Annotated in this window: 15 protein-coding genes; 12 read left to right on the plus strand and 3 right to left on the minus strand. The window is 52.2% G+C overall.

Features of this window, described 5'->3' with window-relative positions:
- Positions 1–299: hypothetical protein (locus VLH40_00830; GenBank protein ID HSV30554.1), on the minus strand; the 299-nt coding region annotated here is incomplete at its 3' end.
- 102 nt (positions 300–401) lie between these two features.
- On the opposite strand from VLH40_00830, the gene VLH40_00835 reads away from it, so the two are divergent.
- From VLH40_00835 to VLH40_00850, 4 genes are all read left to right on the plus strand, one after another.
- A complete protein-coding gene (locus VLH40_00835; protein HSV30555.1) occupies positions 402–716 on the plus strand; it encodes a hypothetical protein in 315 nt (104 codons plus the stop codon).
- 71 nt (positions 717–787) lie between these two features.
- Positions 788–1114: a nucleotidyltransferase domain-containing protein gene (locus tag VLH40_00840; GenBank protein ID HSV30556.1), complete on the plus strand. Its 327-nt coding sequence runs from the start codon at positions 788–790 to the stop codon at positions 1112–1114.
- Positions 1098–2330 (plus strand): HEPN domain-containing protein, encoded by a 1233-nt coding sequence (locus VLH40_00845; GenBank protein ID HSV30557.1) that lies wholly within the window; start codon positions 1098–1100, stop codon positions 2328–2330. Before VLH40_00840 ends, VLH40_00845 begins: the two co-directional genes overlap by 17 nt.
- 763 nt (positions 2331–3093) lie before the next feature.
- Complete coding sequence (locus VLH40_00850) at positions 3094–3747, plus strand: exopolysaccharide biosynthesis protein (protein HSV30558.1); 654 nt, start codon at positions 3094–3096, stop codon at positions 3745–3747.
- Positions 3748–3962: 215 nt separating this feature from the next.
- Here the strand turns inward: VLH40_00850 and VLH40_00855 are convergent, their stop codons facing one another.
- A complete protein-coding gene (locus VLH40_00855; GenBank protein HSV30559.1) occupies positions 3963–5117 on the minus strand; it encodes a class I SAM-dependent RNA methyltransferase in 1155 nt (384 codons plus the stop codon).
- A gap of 329 nt (positions 5118–5446) precedes the next feature.
- Here VLH40_00855 and VLH40_00860 point away from each other — a divergent pair, with 329 nt between their 5' ends.
- Positions 5447–5824, plus strand: a complete 378-nt coding sequence (locus VLH40_00860; protein ID HSV30560.1) for a DUF1622 domain-containing protein — start codon at positions 5447–5449, stop codon at positions 5822–5824.
- Between the two features lie 123 nt (positions 5825–5947).
- On the opposite strand, the gene VLH40_00865 is transcribed toward VLH40_00860, so the two are convergent.
- A complete protein-coding gene (locus VLH40_00865) occupies positions 5948–6109 on the minus strand; it encodes a hypothetical protein (protein HSV30561.1) in 162 nt (53 codons plus the stop codon).
- A 404-nt stretch (positions 6110–6513) separates the two neighbouring features.
- Between VLH40_00865 and VLH40_00870 the strand changes: the two genes are divergently transcribed.
- The 7 genes from VLH40_00870 (at position 6514) to thrC (ending at position 14969) form a co-directional block, all read left to right on the plus strand.
- Entirely contained in the window at positions 6514–8067 is a 1554-nt protein-coding gene (locus VLH40_00870) for a glutathione ABC transporter substrate-binding protein (protein ID HSV30562.1), read from the plus strand.
- 125 nt (positions 8068–8192) lie between these two features.
- Entirely contained in the window at positions 8193–9128 is a 936-nt protein-coding gene (gene nikB, locus VLH40_00875) for a nickel ABC transporter permease (protein ID HSV30563.1), read from the plus strand.
- Positions 9129–9131: 3 nt separating this feature from the next.
- Positions 9132–10022, plus strand: a complete 891-nt coding sequence (locus tag VLH40_00880) for an ABC transporter permease (GenBank protein HSV30564.1) — start codon at positions 9132–9134, stop codon at positions 10020–10022.
- A gap of 10 nt (positions 10023–10032) precedes the next feature.
- The gene (locus VLH40_00885; protein ID HSV30565.1) at positions 10033–11028 is read left to right on the plus strand and encodes an ABC transporter ATP-binding protein; all 996 of its coding nucleotides are present in this window, start codon (positions 10033–10035) and stop codon (positions 11026–11028) included.
- Positions 11015–12007 carry an oligopeptide/dipeptide ABC transporter ATP-binding protein gene (locus VLH40_00890; GenBank protein HSV30566.1) on the plus strand — a complete coding sequence of 331 codons (993 nt, stop codon included), beginning with the start codon at positions 11015–11017 and terminating at the stop codon, positions 12005–12007. The genes VLH40_00885 and VLH40_00890 overlap by 14 nt, the downstream gene beginning before the upstream one ends.
- A 25-nt stretch (positions 12008–12032) precedes the next feature.
- Entirely contained in the window at positions 12033–13460 is a 1428-nt protein-coding gene (locus tag VLH40_00895) for a cofactor-independent phosphoglycerate mutase (GenBank protein HSV30567.1), read from the plus strand.
- Between the two features lie 18 nt (positions 13461–13478).
- On the plus strand, positions 13479–14969 hold the full coding sequence (thrC, locus tag VLH40_00900) for a threonine synthase (GenBank protein ID HSV30568.1): 1491 nt from the start codon (positions 13479–13481) through the stop codon (positions 14967–14969).
- The last annotated feature ends 30 nt before the right edge of the window (positions 14970–14999 follow it).

The raw sequence follows: 14999 nt of genomic DNA on the forward strand, positions 1-14999 counted from the left end.
CCCGCGAAGCGGCCACGGTTATCGGGCAACCCCTTCCCGAGCAGGACAGCGGCATCGTTGTTGTTTGACTTTTTGAGCGTTTGGCGGTATATCTTTAAGTTGCCTCTACAGGAGGCGAGAACGCCACGGTACGTGTCTTCCCCTTCAATGGGCTTGGCACCGTGGCGTTGATCACATGCTCGCATGGCGGTGTAAAAACGCTGTGCCAGCAAGGGTTTGGAAGGGCGGCGGGTGCCGACGTCGGCGCCAACCTGATCGACGGGCACGGAAGCTGGCCGGGAAACGATAACGTTGGACACCAGGTGTCGACGTCAAGACCACCGACGGCGATCCATTCCCAAAACCCGTCAATATAAACCGGGGCATCCTTGACGCCATCCCAGATGACGAGTTTAAACAGCTTGCTGAAAACGAAGCCAAGCGGCCCGAACCAACGGCTGCTCACGTGGCCAGGGCATTCGAGCGGTTCCTGCGCACGAATCTTAGGCAAGGGTATCCCCCTCGTCTTATCCAATCCGGAGATGCTCTTTGCCTATCACATCAAGCTGAACCTGCTACGAACCATGGCGGCGGACGAGGACCGGGTTTTGCTCCTCTTGCCCGGCCGGAGATCGCACGGCCGCATCATCATGTTTCATGAAATGGACGAGGGCGACTACACACTGCCCACGAATCTGATTGCTGAAAACCATCTGTGGGAGATTAGGGAAGGATGAACGCGGAATGAAGGATGCGGAAGTGGTGGGCAAAGGCGAGATGATTTCAATTATCCGATAAGAGGTAATTTATGCACAACGAAATCCAAAAAGTTCTCGATGAAGTGAAGCATCGAATTGTTTCCAGATTCCAGCCCCAACGCATTATTCTTTTCGGGTCTTATGCCGGAGACAAACCCGGACCGGACAGCGACCTTGACATTCTTGTCGTCATGGAAGTGAAGGGCTCCACCAGGCAGAAGGCAAATGAAATTGATCTGCTGATGGCAGACCGGATCGTTCCAATGGATTTTATCGTATTGACACCCGAACAATACGAACAACAGAAAAACATTATCGGTACGATGGTACGACAGGCCGACCGGGAAGGAAAGGTGATCTATGAACGCGCCGCCTGAGATTAAGGCCGAAATTCAGCGATGGGTTAATAAGGCGGAAAATGATTTTCGCAATGCCGAATACGTCTTGACCCTGGAGGAAAACTGTCCTTTCGACACGGTGGCTTATCACTGCCAGCAATGCGCGGAAAAATATCTGAAGGCAGTTTTGATTTGGCGGGGCGTGGAGTTTCCAAGAACTCATGACCTGGTCGTGCTTTTCAACTTGCTGCAAAAAACGGAGCCATTACCTCTTCGTGTGGAGAATGTGCAGCCACTCAATCGCTACTCGATCGAAGCGCGTTATCCCGGCAACTGGGAACCGATTGACGAAGGCGAAGCCCGGGCCGCATTTGAAATGGTAAAAAGAATCAGGGAAGCGGTCAGAGCACGATTGCTTCCGGTAGTTACAGCGACACCGGACACGAGGTGTTCCTCGGGCTGCGACCTGTCGCCGACGGAAGGGCCTGACATGAACGGACCCCCGCCGCGCTTCTGGCCGATCTTTTTCGAGGTATTCGAGGCGCTGCCCCGACAAGGTCCGGGCAACCGCACCTGTGCTGTCAAGGCGCTCGCCCTGTGTCGCGATCTGCCGCCTGCGCCCGTGGTGCTTGATCTGGGATGCGGCGTCGGCGGGCAGACCCTCCATCTCGCCGGACTCACATCAGGAACCATCGTTGCCGTGGACAGCCACGTTCCGAGTATCGAGCGATTGCGCGCGGCGGTCGCCGAGCTTGGGCTCACGAAACGAGTTTCGCTGGTGGTCGGCGACATGGCCAACCTTGGGCTATCGCCTGCGAGCTTCGACCTCGTCTGGTCCGAGGGGGCGCTCTACAATATCGGCATCGAGAACGCCCTGCGTGTCTGCCACAAGCTGTTGCGTCCCGGTGGCTACCTCGCCTTCACCGACGCGGTCTGGCGCAAAGAGAACCCGCCGCCCGAGGTCAAAGCGAGCTTCGACTTGGACTACCCGACCATGGGCCGAGTCCCCGACGTCCTGGCGGCGATCGAGAGCTGCGGTTTCTCGCTCATAAGCCACTTCACCCTGCCGGACGAGGCGTGGTGGGATGATTTTTACACGCCGATGCAAAGCCGCATCGAGGAACTCCGCGGCAGATACGCGGGCGACGGCGAAGCGCTCGCCGTGCTTGATCAGCTCGCGCAGGAGCCCGAGATGCATAAGAGGCACTCGGACTACTACGCCTATGAGTTCTTCGTGGTGCGCCGGGTGGAGTGAATGAACCGGAAATAGAGTTACCCTCAAAACTTGGGTATAGCCAAATCTGAGCGAACTCCTCCGGGAAGAGAAGCCCGCAGACTGCTGGTCATAGCCGGGAAGCGGCAGGGGAGGAGTTTATAGTCCCACACCACGCTACCCGGGTGGCGGAATTGGAGAAAGGATGGGGGAAAGGCCTTTCCCCCCAGACGATGGCCGGCTGAGGGCCCGCTGGAAGAGGAGTTCACCGCCTGGAGAAAAAGAGATCTTTCCCGGAAACGTTACGTCTCCTGGTAGGGGGACGGGGTGTACCTGCCTGCCGGCAGGCAGGCCTGAACGCCCGACTTGGAAAAGAAGACCGGTGGGTTGGTGAGTAGCGGGGCTACCTGAGACGGGCAAAAAGAACTTTTGAGCCGGGAAGACGGCTACCGGGAAAGTGCACAATCCTGGAAAGAAGTCCTCCTGGCTTTGAAAAGGCGAGACTTTGCCCTTGGCAAGTTCTGATTTGCAAGATCTGAGATTGCGAACATCAGGGCGCGTTATCCATAATCTGAATTATAATCCACGCTTGATTTATATGTGGGTTTTGTTACAATTTACTCATCAGTTGCGTGGACGTTGCCGGTAAAGATAGAATGAACGTCTAAGAGCATGATAGTTGGACAGGCGGTGGAATGCCTTCAGACGGGGGAAACAATCATCGCTGAGTTGGTATGCCGATACTACATTCCCGCACAAGAAGCCGGGTGCGAGTGGATGTGATGAGTCGCGTGAGGTGTGACCCGTGTTGTTGATCGAATCCCAGCAGACCGAAGGGCGGACAGACACCCTTGGGGAGAAACTCAAGGTCCTGATTGGCAATTTGCCACCAACAGGTGTGACGTTAGCCGCGATTCGCGACCTGGTCGGACAGGACGGCTTACTGGTTCTGGCAGCTTTCCTTACGATTGTCTTTATGGTGCCCATCTCGATTCCGGGTGTCAGCACCGTCTTTGGAGCCGCGATCCTGCTCATCGGTATCAGTCTTCTCTTCGACCGCAACGTGTGGTTACCGAAACGTATCGCACAGCGCATCCTGTCAGCCGACAAACTAAGGGCAGCATTTAGCCGGGGAGGCACATGGCTCCATGTACTGGAGCGTATAAGTCGCCCTCATCGCCTGAACTGGCTTGTCTACACGCGGCTGGCGCAGATTGTGAACAGCTGCGCTTTCATTGCCGGAGCAGTCCTGCTCATGCTACCGTCTGGACTGATCCCCTTCAGCAATACTTTACCTGCCCTCGCTCTATTATTTTTCTCCATCGGCCTTTTGCAGCGCGACGGTCTTTGCGTCCTTTATGGGCATCTTCTGAACCTGGCTACGCTCATCTACTTTGTCTTTCTTGTGTTCGGTGGCGGCGCAGCCATTCGTGAGGCGTTGCGGCAACTGATGAACTAAGGGCCATGTACAACGAGGATGGACGCTCGGTATTTGGAACAGACACACTGACCATCCAGTACGTCGAGATTACAAGCTGTTTTATGAACTTCGCGCCTTTGCGTTGAACTTCTTCAAATGTTAACCCCGACTTATGTCAAGTCCAATAGCTTCTTTTTTATTCTGCCCTCGCAAGGGTAGAACGCTCAGGGAGCTTCACATTCCTTAATGACAGTTCAATGTCCCCGGGGCGGCCGCTCCCCGTAAAATTGAAAGTAATTCACTTGAATGGTTCCATTGAAGAGTTTTCGTTTCCGGTCCGCCTTCTTTCCATACAATCGTTCGAAATCGTTTTCCGGACTGAGGACATAGACCGACCAGGTCGGGTCGCTTCGGAAGATCCTTCCTATTTCCCGGCAGAGGTGCTGGACTGTTTCCCGTTTGCCGGTTCGTTCTCCGTAAGGTGGATTGGTGATAACGACACCATACCGCTGGGCAAGATCAGTTTTTTCCAAAGGTCGGACCGAAAAGTGCACTGCATCCATGACCCCGGCTTTTCGAGCGTTTTCACGTGAGATTCCAACCGCCCGCTGGTCGATATCAAAGCCGTGAATGACGAGCTTGCTTGACCGGTTGATCAACCCCTCCGCCTCCTCACGGACACTTTGCCAAAAACATCCGGGCACCGCCGGCCAGCGTTCGGAAGCAAAAGTGCGATGGAGACCAGGCGGGATATTGTGGCCGATCAAGGCGGCCTCGATGAGGATGGTCCCGGATCCACAAAAGGGATCGACAAGGAGTCGGTCAGCGTTCCAGAAACTGAGCTGAACCATGGCCGCGGCCAGGGTTTCCTTCAAGGGGGCCTCCACTGCCTTGTTCCGGTAACCTCGTTTATGGAGCGCAATTCCGCTGGTATCGATCGTCAAGTTGGCAATGTCGTTAAGGAGGGAGACTTGGACGGGGAAAGACGGCCCCGATTCCGGGAAACGCTCCACATGGTAATTGGCTTTCATTTTCTCGACAATGGCTTTCTTGACGATTCCCTGGCAGGCGGGAACACTGGAAAGGACGGATTTGGAGGATTTTCCGCTGACCGGAAAGGAACCATCTCTACTGATCCATTCGTCCCAGGGAAGGGCCCGGGTTCCTTCAAACAGCTCATCGAAAGTCCGGACGGGAAACGAACCCATATTTAAGAGGATCCGGTCGGCTGATCGGATCCACAGGTTGGTGCGGGGAATATCTTCTTTGCGGGCTGTAATAGTGACTTTGCCATCGGAAACTTCGTCGACCCGGTATCCCAAATTCTGCAGCTCCCGTTTTACGATAGCTTCGAGCCCGAAGGTGGTGGTGGCGGTCAGTTCGATCGGTAGCATAGTCATCTCCATCATCCTATAAATATTCCTCAAAAACTCATAGACGAGCGCAGAATGAGGCAATTCGGCATGTTGACAGGCTTAATCCGTCTCGGCATGATCATGACAGAATGAATAATCACTTGTCAAATTGTTACATCGTGACATCATTTAAGCGGGAAGCGGCCGGTCTTTCCTTAGAGAAAGAAGGCTTGGAGGTGTTGACGATTTTTCCGTAGGCGGCATACATCGGGCTGTAAAAATACTACTGAGAAAGAACTGATCGGCAGTCTACCGAGAAAGACTGACTATTCTTAGCTTCTCCGATACAATAAGTAAAAAACTTGCTTGGGGGATTGGGAGATATGAACATCATCGAAATCGTAGATCATATAGGTCTGGCCATCGATATTTTGGGGATCGCAGTCATGGTGGGAGGGGGAGTAGCCGTTAGCGCCGATTTTATATCCCGGCTCCGGAAAGGCAGTTCTTTCAAAGATCTCTATATCCCATATCGGCACGGAATTGGCCGCTCGATAATTTTGGGTCTGGAGTTCCTGGTTGCTGGAGACCTCATCCGAACCGTAGCCGTTCAGCCAACCTACTACAGCGTTCTCATCTTAGCCATGATTGTAGGTATCCGGACCTTTCTGGGTGTCATCTTGTCCATGGAGATCGAGGGACGATGGCCGTGGCAGGGAGGGCCGCTCAGAGAACGGCGAACCACCGCTCGGGGAGGGTAAATCGTGCATGTCAGGGAAGAATCCCGGGTGAATACGTACATTTCAAGTCAGCCCATTCGATAATTCATGTTTAATCCTCGTAATGTCCAGGATCTGACAGAAGTCTCCCGGGGGCTTCCCCCGTCAGGAGCCACCCGGTCTCCACTGCCAGAAAGCCGGGGAGGGTCGTCCTTCACATCCCCCAGCGTTGAGCACAGAACCGGCAGAGGCCCGCTGGTACCCGGTGAGTCGGATGAATTCATCTAACATCGTTTTCTCTTTTTTACCGGCCTTCTGATATGCCATGCCTCACCTCTCATCACACCTTCCCTCGATCAGACTCTGGAAGGCATGATAAAGTATCTTTAGAATTTTTGGTGAGGCAACGATTGAATTTCCTTAAGATAATTGATGAGGCAATTCGCGGGATTGACAGGGGTGCGTTTTTTCCAGATAATTCAAGTTGAGCATTTAAGTTGGCAACCGGTGCTGTATTTTTCGCGTACGATGTCAGAAAACAAGATGAAATTTCCTCCCCAAGGGGAAAGAAAATTTTCTAAAGGGAAAATAGGTTGGGTTTCTATTCGGAGAAGAGATTGTGAGAATAGATCAGAAGAGAGGGGAGGAGGTGAGGAAATACTGTTTAATAGGTAATATTCAGGTGTTAGTAGGCGGAGAATGAAATTTGAATATCTGAGGAGGTTTCTACTATGTCAGGCATGCGTATAAAGATGATTGTCATTGCAATGATTCTGGTTCTCGCTTCGTTGCTTTTCGCGCAAGGTGCTTTTGCCGTATCTCAGGATATGGTGATCGCTATTGGGGCCGAGCCGGAAAATTTGGATCCGCTGAAGATGATGTCCGCACCGGCGGCGACGATTGCCGAACATATGGTGGAGACATTGATTTACCTGGATGTGGACGGTACGCTTCAACCTGCTCTGGCGGTTTCCTGGGAGCCGGCGGAGGACGATATGTCCTGGTTAATCAATCTGCGGGAAGGGGTCAGGTTCCATGACGGAACTCCCTTCAATGCCGAAGCGGTGAAGTATAACCTGGACCGCTTTATGGGGGTTGAAGATCCTGCCAAGGCAGCTATTTTTTCCTTCCTGCTCGGCGAAGTTTCCTCGGTGGAAGTCGTTGATGAATACACAATTCAAGTACATCTGAAAAAACCCTTTGCTCCGATTGCTTCTCATCTGTCGCATTCCTTTATCGGCATGCACAGTCCAGCCTCTTTGGAAGCTCTGCCGGAGGGTGAATTCGCCCAGGCTCCGGTGGGTACCGGGCCATTTAAATTTGTTTCCTGGGACCGCGGCGAACAGATCACGATGAGGCGGAACGAGGATTATTGGGATGGAGCCCCTAAGCTCGATACCGTAACTTTCAAGTTTGTTCCCGAAGCAGGGTCCCGGGTCATCATGCTGGAAACCGGAGAGGTCCACGCTATCATGGCCGTTCCGCCGACGGATATCGTCCGCCTTGATGAGGATCCCGATATCGATATCGTCCGTCAAACAAGTGTGCGGCTGATTTACATCGGCTTCAACCTGGAACGTGAAATATTTCAGGATGTGAGAGTGAGAAGGGCTATCAACCACGCAGTGAATAAAGACGTGCTTATCGAAGCTATTTTCCAGGGTGTCGGCGAACCTTCCTCAGCACCAATCGTCCCAGTGATTTTTGGTTATCACACAGTCGGACCGTATGAATACGATCCGGAAAAGGCAAGAGCGTTGCTGGCCGAAGCCGGCTATCCCGACGGTTTTGAAATCGAACTCTTCCACCCGACCGGCCGGTACCCCCAGGATGCCACGGTTACTGAAGCAGTCCAGGCTATGCTCCAGGAAGTAGGTATCACCGCCCGATTGACGACCTATGACTGGGGTACCTATCTGGCTACAGTCATCGTCCCTCCAGAACAGGCCGAACACGATATGTATATGCTCGGGTGGGGAACGGTAACCCTGGATGCTGACTATGGCCTATACGCTCTTTTCCATTCCAGCCAGTGGCCACCCCGGAATAACGTCTCTTATTATGCTAACGCAGAAGTGGATGCCCTTCTTGATGAGGCGCGGATCACTCCCGACCGAGGAGTACGCGAGCAACTCTATGCCCAGGCCATTGAGCTGATCTGGAACGATGCTCCTTGGCTTTTCCTTTACAACGAAGGACAGGTTAACGCAGTCCGGTCCAATGTCAAAGGGTTAATCCATCATCCTCTGGAAAACATTCTGGCTTGGGATGCCTGGATCGAGTAAGTATCCGGTAATGAGGCAAAACGCATAAAGCGCCTATGACTCAAGGGACAGGGTCGGTGGGGGGGCATTTGCACCCGTGGCCGCCCTGTCCCTTTTGTTACGAAAATGATCAGGGAGCTAATGAGATGTATAGTTATATTATAAGGAGGCTTTTGCTGACTATTCCGGTCTTAATCGGAGTGTCGATCCTGGTTTTTTCCATTATCCGTTTTATTCCCGGTGATCCGGCCAGAGCTATCGCCGGAGTTCATGCGTCACCGGAATACATCGAACAGGTCCGGAGAGATCTTCTGCTGGATCAAGCTCTGCACATACAGTACTTTGTTTATATGCGGAACCTACTGCGGGGCGATCTGGGAAGATCGACGTTTACACGCAGACCAGTAACAACCGAACTCCGTGAACGCTTTCCGAACACCGTACAATTAGCTGTTGCTGCAATGGTAATCGCCACTCTCGTCGGTGTTGGAGCCGGAATTATCTCGGCAACCAAGCGATACTCGCTTTTCGATAACGTCAGCATGATCGGTGCGCTGATCGGAGTCGCCGCTCCGGTCTTTTGGCTGGGGGCGATGTTTCAAATTTTCTTCTCGGTACGCTTGGGCTGGTTGCCCTCGGGAGGGATGGGTACCTGGGCCCACCTCATTTTACCGGCACTGACCCTCGGCCTGGCCACCGCCGCCCTTATCGCCCGAATTACCCGATCGAGCATGCTCGAAGTTCTGAGTCAGGAGTATATCACCACGGCTCGTTCCAAGGGGCTGAACGAACGAGTCGTCATCTATAAACACGCTTTGAAAAACGCGCTCATCCCTGTGGTTACGGTCATGGGGTTGCAGTTCGGGACTCTTCTGGGGGGGGCCGTATTAACCGAAACAGTGTTCTCCTGGCCGGGAATCGGGCGCTTGATGGTCGATTCGATCCTAACCAGGGATTATCCCCTCGTCCAAGGCGCGGTACTCCTCATAGCCGTGTCCTTTGTCTTGATCAACTTAGTGGTCGACGTGATTTACGCCTTCCTTGATCCCAGGATCAACTACGGAACTCAGGAGGTCGATTGAGCCATGCAGCTCGCTGAGACGGAAATCAAAAAGAACTGGTTTCGGGGAGACAGCGAGCTTGCCCAGATCTTGCGAAATATACGTCGTAACCGAATCGCCATAGTCGGCTTATTCATCCTGAGCTTCTTTTTTCTCTGCGCCCTGCTGGCACCGATATTGACGCCATACAGCCCTACGTCCCCTGATTTTTCACGGGTTTTAGATGCACCTTCCCGTGAACACTTCTTGGGTACGGATGAGCTGGGAAGAGATGTCTTCGCCAGAATATTGTATGGTTCACGCATATCCCTGGCTATTGGATTTATCTCGGTCAGTATCGGGATGCTAGTTGGAATACCCATCGGATCGCTCTCCGGATATTATGGCGGGAGATTCGACCTTTTCATACAACGGATTGTCGACATTATGATCGCTTTTCCGGGAATCCTCCTGGCCATCGTCGTGGTCACAATTCTCGGGGTCGGCGTGGAAAATGTGATGATCGCCACCGGCATCGCTTCGATTCCTATTTATACTCGTATGGTGCGGGGTTCCGTGCTTATGGTGAAAAAACAGGGGTATGTTTCCGCAGCGAAAGCGTTGGGCATCGGCAACTTCCGAATAATCATCCGTCACATTCTCCCCAACTGCCTGGGACCAATCATTGTTCAATCAACTTTTCAATTCGCCACCGCTATTCTCTGGGCTGCGGGATTAGGATTTTTAGGGCTGGGAGCCCAACCACCCGATCCGGAATGGGGGGCCATGCTCAGCAGGGGTCGGGAGTACATCCGGGTTGCTCATCACCTGACTACGTATCCTGGCTTAGCGATTCTTTTTATGATCCTGGGGTTTAACCTGCTTGGTGACGGATTACGCGACGCTCTAGATCCGAAATCGAGAAAATTTCTATAAAGGCCGGCCGATGGAATTTCTCCTGCAGGTAAAAGATTTAAAAACGACCTTTTATTTAGAAGATACGGTTATCCGGGCAGTCGACGGCGTTTCCTTCACAGTGCGCCCCGGTGAGGTCATGGGGCTGGTCGGTGAATCGGGCTGTGGAAAAAGCGTGGTTTCCCTGAGCATCCTGCGGCTGGTGTATTATCCGCCGGGCAGGATCGAAGGAGGTGAGGTTCTTTTTAAAGAAAAGAATCTTCTTGACCTGAATGAAGCGGAGATGCGGCGGATTCGCGGGAACGAAATCGCCATGATCTTTCAGGAGCCTATGATTTCCTTCAATCCGGTCTATACGATCGGTGACCAGGTCGCTGAAGTGATACGGCTGCATCAGGGTTTAGAACAGAATGCGGCCGCGAAAAAAGTGGTGGAGATGCTCCGCTTGGTCGGTATCCCCCGACCGGCTGAGGTCCTCAATGAATATCCCCACCAGCTCAGCGGGGGCATGCGCCAGAGGGCTATGATCGCTATGGCCTTATCCTGCAATCCCAGCCTGTTAATCGCCGACGAGCCGACCACGGCTCTTGATGTGACCATCCAGGCGCAAATTCTGGAACTCATGAAAGATTTGAAGCAACAAATCAACACCGCCATCATTTTTATCACTCACGATTTGGGAGTGATCTCGGAGATGGCTGAACACGTGGTGGTCATGTACGCCGGAAAAGTGGTGGAGGACACCGACATCGTTTCCTTGGTCAGCAGACCGCTCCACCCGTATACCGTAGGATTAATCAATTCAAAGCCTTCGCTTGAAGACGAGAAAGAAATTCTCGATTTTATACCGGGGTCCGTCCCTAATCCCACGGCGATGCCCGCCGGCTGTTCCTTCCACCCCCGGTGTCCCCACACCATGGATCTTTGTCGCAGAGAAATGCCCGGGGTCTTCGAAGTTGAATCCGGTCGAAAGGTCCGATGCTGGCTTTACAATAGAATAAAGGATCATTCCCATGCCGACCGCTGAACCGATGCTTAAGGTCCGGGGACTGAAAAAGTATTTTCCGATAACCACCGGGGTCTTTTCCCGGGTGATCGGATATATCCGGGCAGTGGATGGGATCGATCTGGATATTTACCCTGGTGAAGCGTATGCTCTGGTCGGTGAATCCGGCTGCGGAAAGACGACGACTGGACATACCATCCTGAAGATGCTGACACCGACTGCGGGTACTGTTTTTTTTCAGGGTCAGGATGTCTTCCTCATGGGAAAACACCAACTTCGGACCCTGCGTAAGGAAATCCAGATAATTTTTCAAGATCCTTACAGTTCCCTCAACCCGCGCATGGTCGTTGGTGAGGCGATCGGTGAAGCGTTGGAGGTCCACGGCATCGCCCACGGGAAAGAACGAAAGAAAAAAACAGAATCTATTTTGGAAGTATGCGGTCTGGCTCCCTACCACTACAACCGCTATCCTCACGAGTTCTCCGGAGGTCAGAGGCAACGGGTGGTGATCGCCCGGGCATTGGTTCTCAATCCTCGGTTTATTGTAGCTGATGAGCCAATATCAGCGCTTGATGTATCCATTCAATCTCAAATCATCAACTTGTTGAAAGAATTGAAGAAGACCTTCGGCTTGACTTTCCTTTTTATTTCTCATGATCTGAGCGTGGTGAAACATATGTCGGACCGGGTGGGGGTCATGTATCTTGGATCGCTGGTCGAACAGGCGCCCAAAAACGATTTTTACCGGAATCCGCTGCATCCCTATTCCCAGACGCTTCTTTCGGCGGTCCCGGTCATGGACCCATTCCGCAAAAAGAAACGGATCATCCTGGAAGGCGACGTTCCCAGCCCGGCAAATCCCCCGGCTGGATGTCGGTTTCACACCCGCTGTCCCTATGTCAAGGATTTTTGTGCCCGGAAACAACCGGAACTCAAGGAAGCGTTTCCTATGCATCTTGTTTCCTGCCATAAAGTGCACGAAGAGACGGAATACGTCTGACTACCCCGGGGAAACCGGAAAAAGGGTGATCTTGAGTCGCCCGGAAGCGATCGATCTTTTTCCGGCCGTTTGCCGGGTAGTCCTGCTCAGGTTACTTGTTTTATGTGCGGCGGCCGGGATGGTAATTCTTAATCATGTTCTGGTTGTGGTAAAAAGCGGCATACCGAATGCATCGTTTCGAAAAGAGGTGACAATAGTGAAATATATCGTGATCCTGGGAGATGGAATGGCCGATTATCCGATTCTGGAACTGGACGGTCGGACTCCCCTCGAAGAAGCGCATACACCCTGTATCGATTCGTTGGCCGAATGGGGCGTATTGGGACTGGTGAAGACCATTCCCGACGATCTGCCGGCGGGGAGTGACGTGGCCAACCTATCGGTTCTCGGCTATGATCCTCATCTTTTTTACAGCGGCCGCTCACCATTCGAGGCGGCCAGCATGGGGATTGACCTTCAGGATGAGGATATCGTCTTCCGAGTGAACCTGATCACCCTGACTGAAGAAAAAAATTACCGGGACAAAACAATCCTCGACCACAGTGCCGGGGAGATATCGACCGAGGAAGGAAAGGCCCTGATCGAACTTATTAACCAGGAGTTGGGAAGAGATGGGTTCACTTTTTATCCGGGGTTGAGTTATCGTCATCTCTTGGTCTGGAACGGGGGGCCGGACACATGGGACCTTACGCCTCCTCACGATATTCTGGGACGAGTCATTGGAGATTTCCTCCCCAAGGGGGAGTACAGTGAGGTATTCTTGGATATCATGCAACGAAGCGGCGGTTTGCTGCAGAACCATCCCCTGAACAGAAGAAGAGAAGATCAGGGTTTGTATCCGGCGAATTCCATCTGGATTTGGGGCGAGGGCAAGAAACCTTCATTGCAGAGCTTTCCGGAGAAATATGGCGTGAGAGGTTCGGTTATTTCCGAAGTTGATTTGATCAAAGGCCTGGGAATCTGTGCAGGTCTTGAGTCGATCAATGTCCCGGGAGCAACCGGGGATTTCCATACCAACTACCGGGGGCTGGCGACCGCGGCCTTGCAATGCCTGCAGCAAGAAAACGATTTTGTTTTTGTTCATATTGAGGCTCCTGATGAATGCAGCCATCGGAATGAATTGTCGAAAAAAGTAAGGTCGATTGAGCTGATCGACAGAGAAGTCGTTGAGGTTATTGTGAATGCTCTGAACCAGGAGAAGAAAGTCTACAGCATCCTCTTCCTTCCCGATCACGCCACACCGCTTTCTGTTAGAACTCATACCCGGGACGCAGTCCCTTTTTTGATCTTCCGGAGTCACGAAAAAAGGAACTTTGTGGGGAGAGGATATTCAGAAAAATCCGCCCTGGAAACTGATTTGATGATACCCGATGGACACCGCCTCATGGATTATTTTTTGGAAAAGGTTCCATTCTCCACCATTCCTGTTTCTGTTCCTACTCATGTGGATTAGACCGAAAAGGAGTGTCCAATGTCGAATCTTTTCTATACCAGCACTCGTGGAAAGTCCGCTAAACAATCATCCGCCGGCGCGATCCTTTCTGGAATCGCTTCGGATGGGGGCCTCTACGTGCCCGATCCGCTTCCACTCGATTCGCTCGATCCACTCGAGATAGTGAACAAGTCCTATCAGGAAATCGCTTTGGTAGTGATGGCCGAATATTTCACCGATTTTTCTGATGCCGACCTTAAAGCCTGTATCGACCTTGCCTATTTAAATACCTTCGATACTCCCCATATCGCCCCGCTGGTGAAACGAGACGATGTGTATTATTTAGAGCTTTTTCACGGACCGACGCTGGCTTTTAAAGATGTGGCCCTGACGATCCTGCCCCATCTTATGAAACAGGCCGCGCGCATGTCCGGAACCGACCGGGAGATCGTCATCCTGACGGCAACCTCTGGGGATACCGGCAAGGCCGCCTTGGAAGGATTTGCCGGGGTGGAAGGAACGAAAATCATCGTTTTTTTCCCCGAGCATGGAGTGACTCAGATCCAAAAAAGACAAATGGTAACTCAGCATGGAGAAAACGCTTATGTGATCGGCATCGAAGGTAACTTTGACGACGCCCAGGCGGGAGTAAAAGCAATTTTTACCGATCCCGCCTTGTCGGCAAAGTTGTACCAGTCGAACTATATGTTTTCGTCGGCCAATTCGATTAATATTGGACGGCTTGTCCCCCAGATCGTTTATTATTTTTTTGCCTATACCCAACTCCTCCGTTCCGGGGAGATCAAGCGGGACGAACCGATTGATTACGTTGTGCCTACCGGAAACTTCGGAAACATCCTGGCTGCCTATTACGCCAAGCAATTGGGATTACCAGTAAACCGTCTGATCTGTGCGTCTAATGAAAACCGGGTGCTTTTTGACTTTTTCACGAGCGGGACCTATGATAAGAACCGTGACTTCGTGATGACCATGTCTCCCTCTATGGACATTCTGGTCTCCGGCAACCTGGAACGCCTTCTCTATCATGCCAGCGATGATGACTCGGCATCGGTCAGGCAAATGATGGACCGGTTGAATCTTACTGGACGTTTCGATATTTCGCCAATTATGCGAGAAGCACTTTCTGATTTTTACGCTGGCTTTGCAACGGAGGAGGAGACATCGCAAAGCATAAAACAAGTGTATGAAAGTTCCGGTTATTTGATCGATCCCCATACCGCCGTCGGTCATGCCGTTTACTCCGGATATCGGGAAAAGACCCAGAACCCAACCAAGGCCGTCATCGTCTCCACCGCCAGTCCATTCAAATTTACCGCATCGGTAATGAAGGCTCTGGGAAGGGATTACAAGGCCGATGATTTCGAACTTATCGACATTCTCTCCCGGGAAACCGGCCTTTCTGTACCCACCCCTCTCGTAAAGCTTGCTACCGAGCCGGTTCGCCACCGGAAAATTTGCCGGAAGGAAGAAATGAAAAAGCAGGTTTTAGAGATACTGGGAATTTCCTGAGGTGACTTTTCGGGTATAACCTTTCAGTTA

It is taken from the genome of Atribacteraceae bacterium (assembly GCA_035477455.1).
Lineage (GTDB): Bacteria > Atribacterota > Atribacteria > Atribacterales > Atribacteraceae > DATIKP01.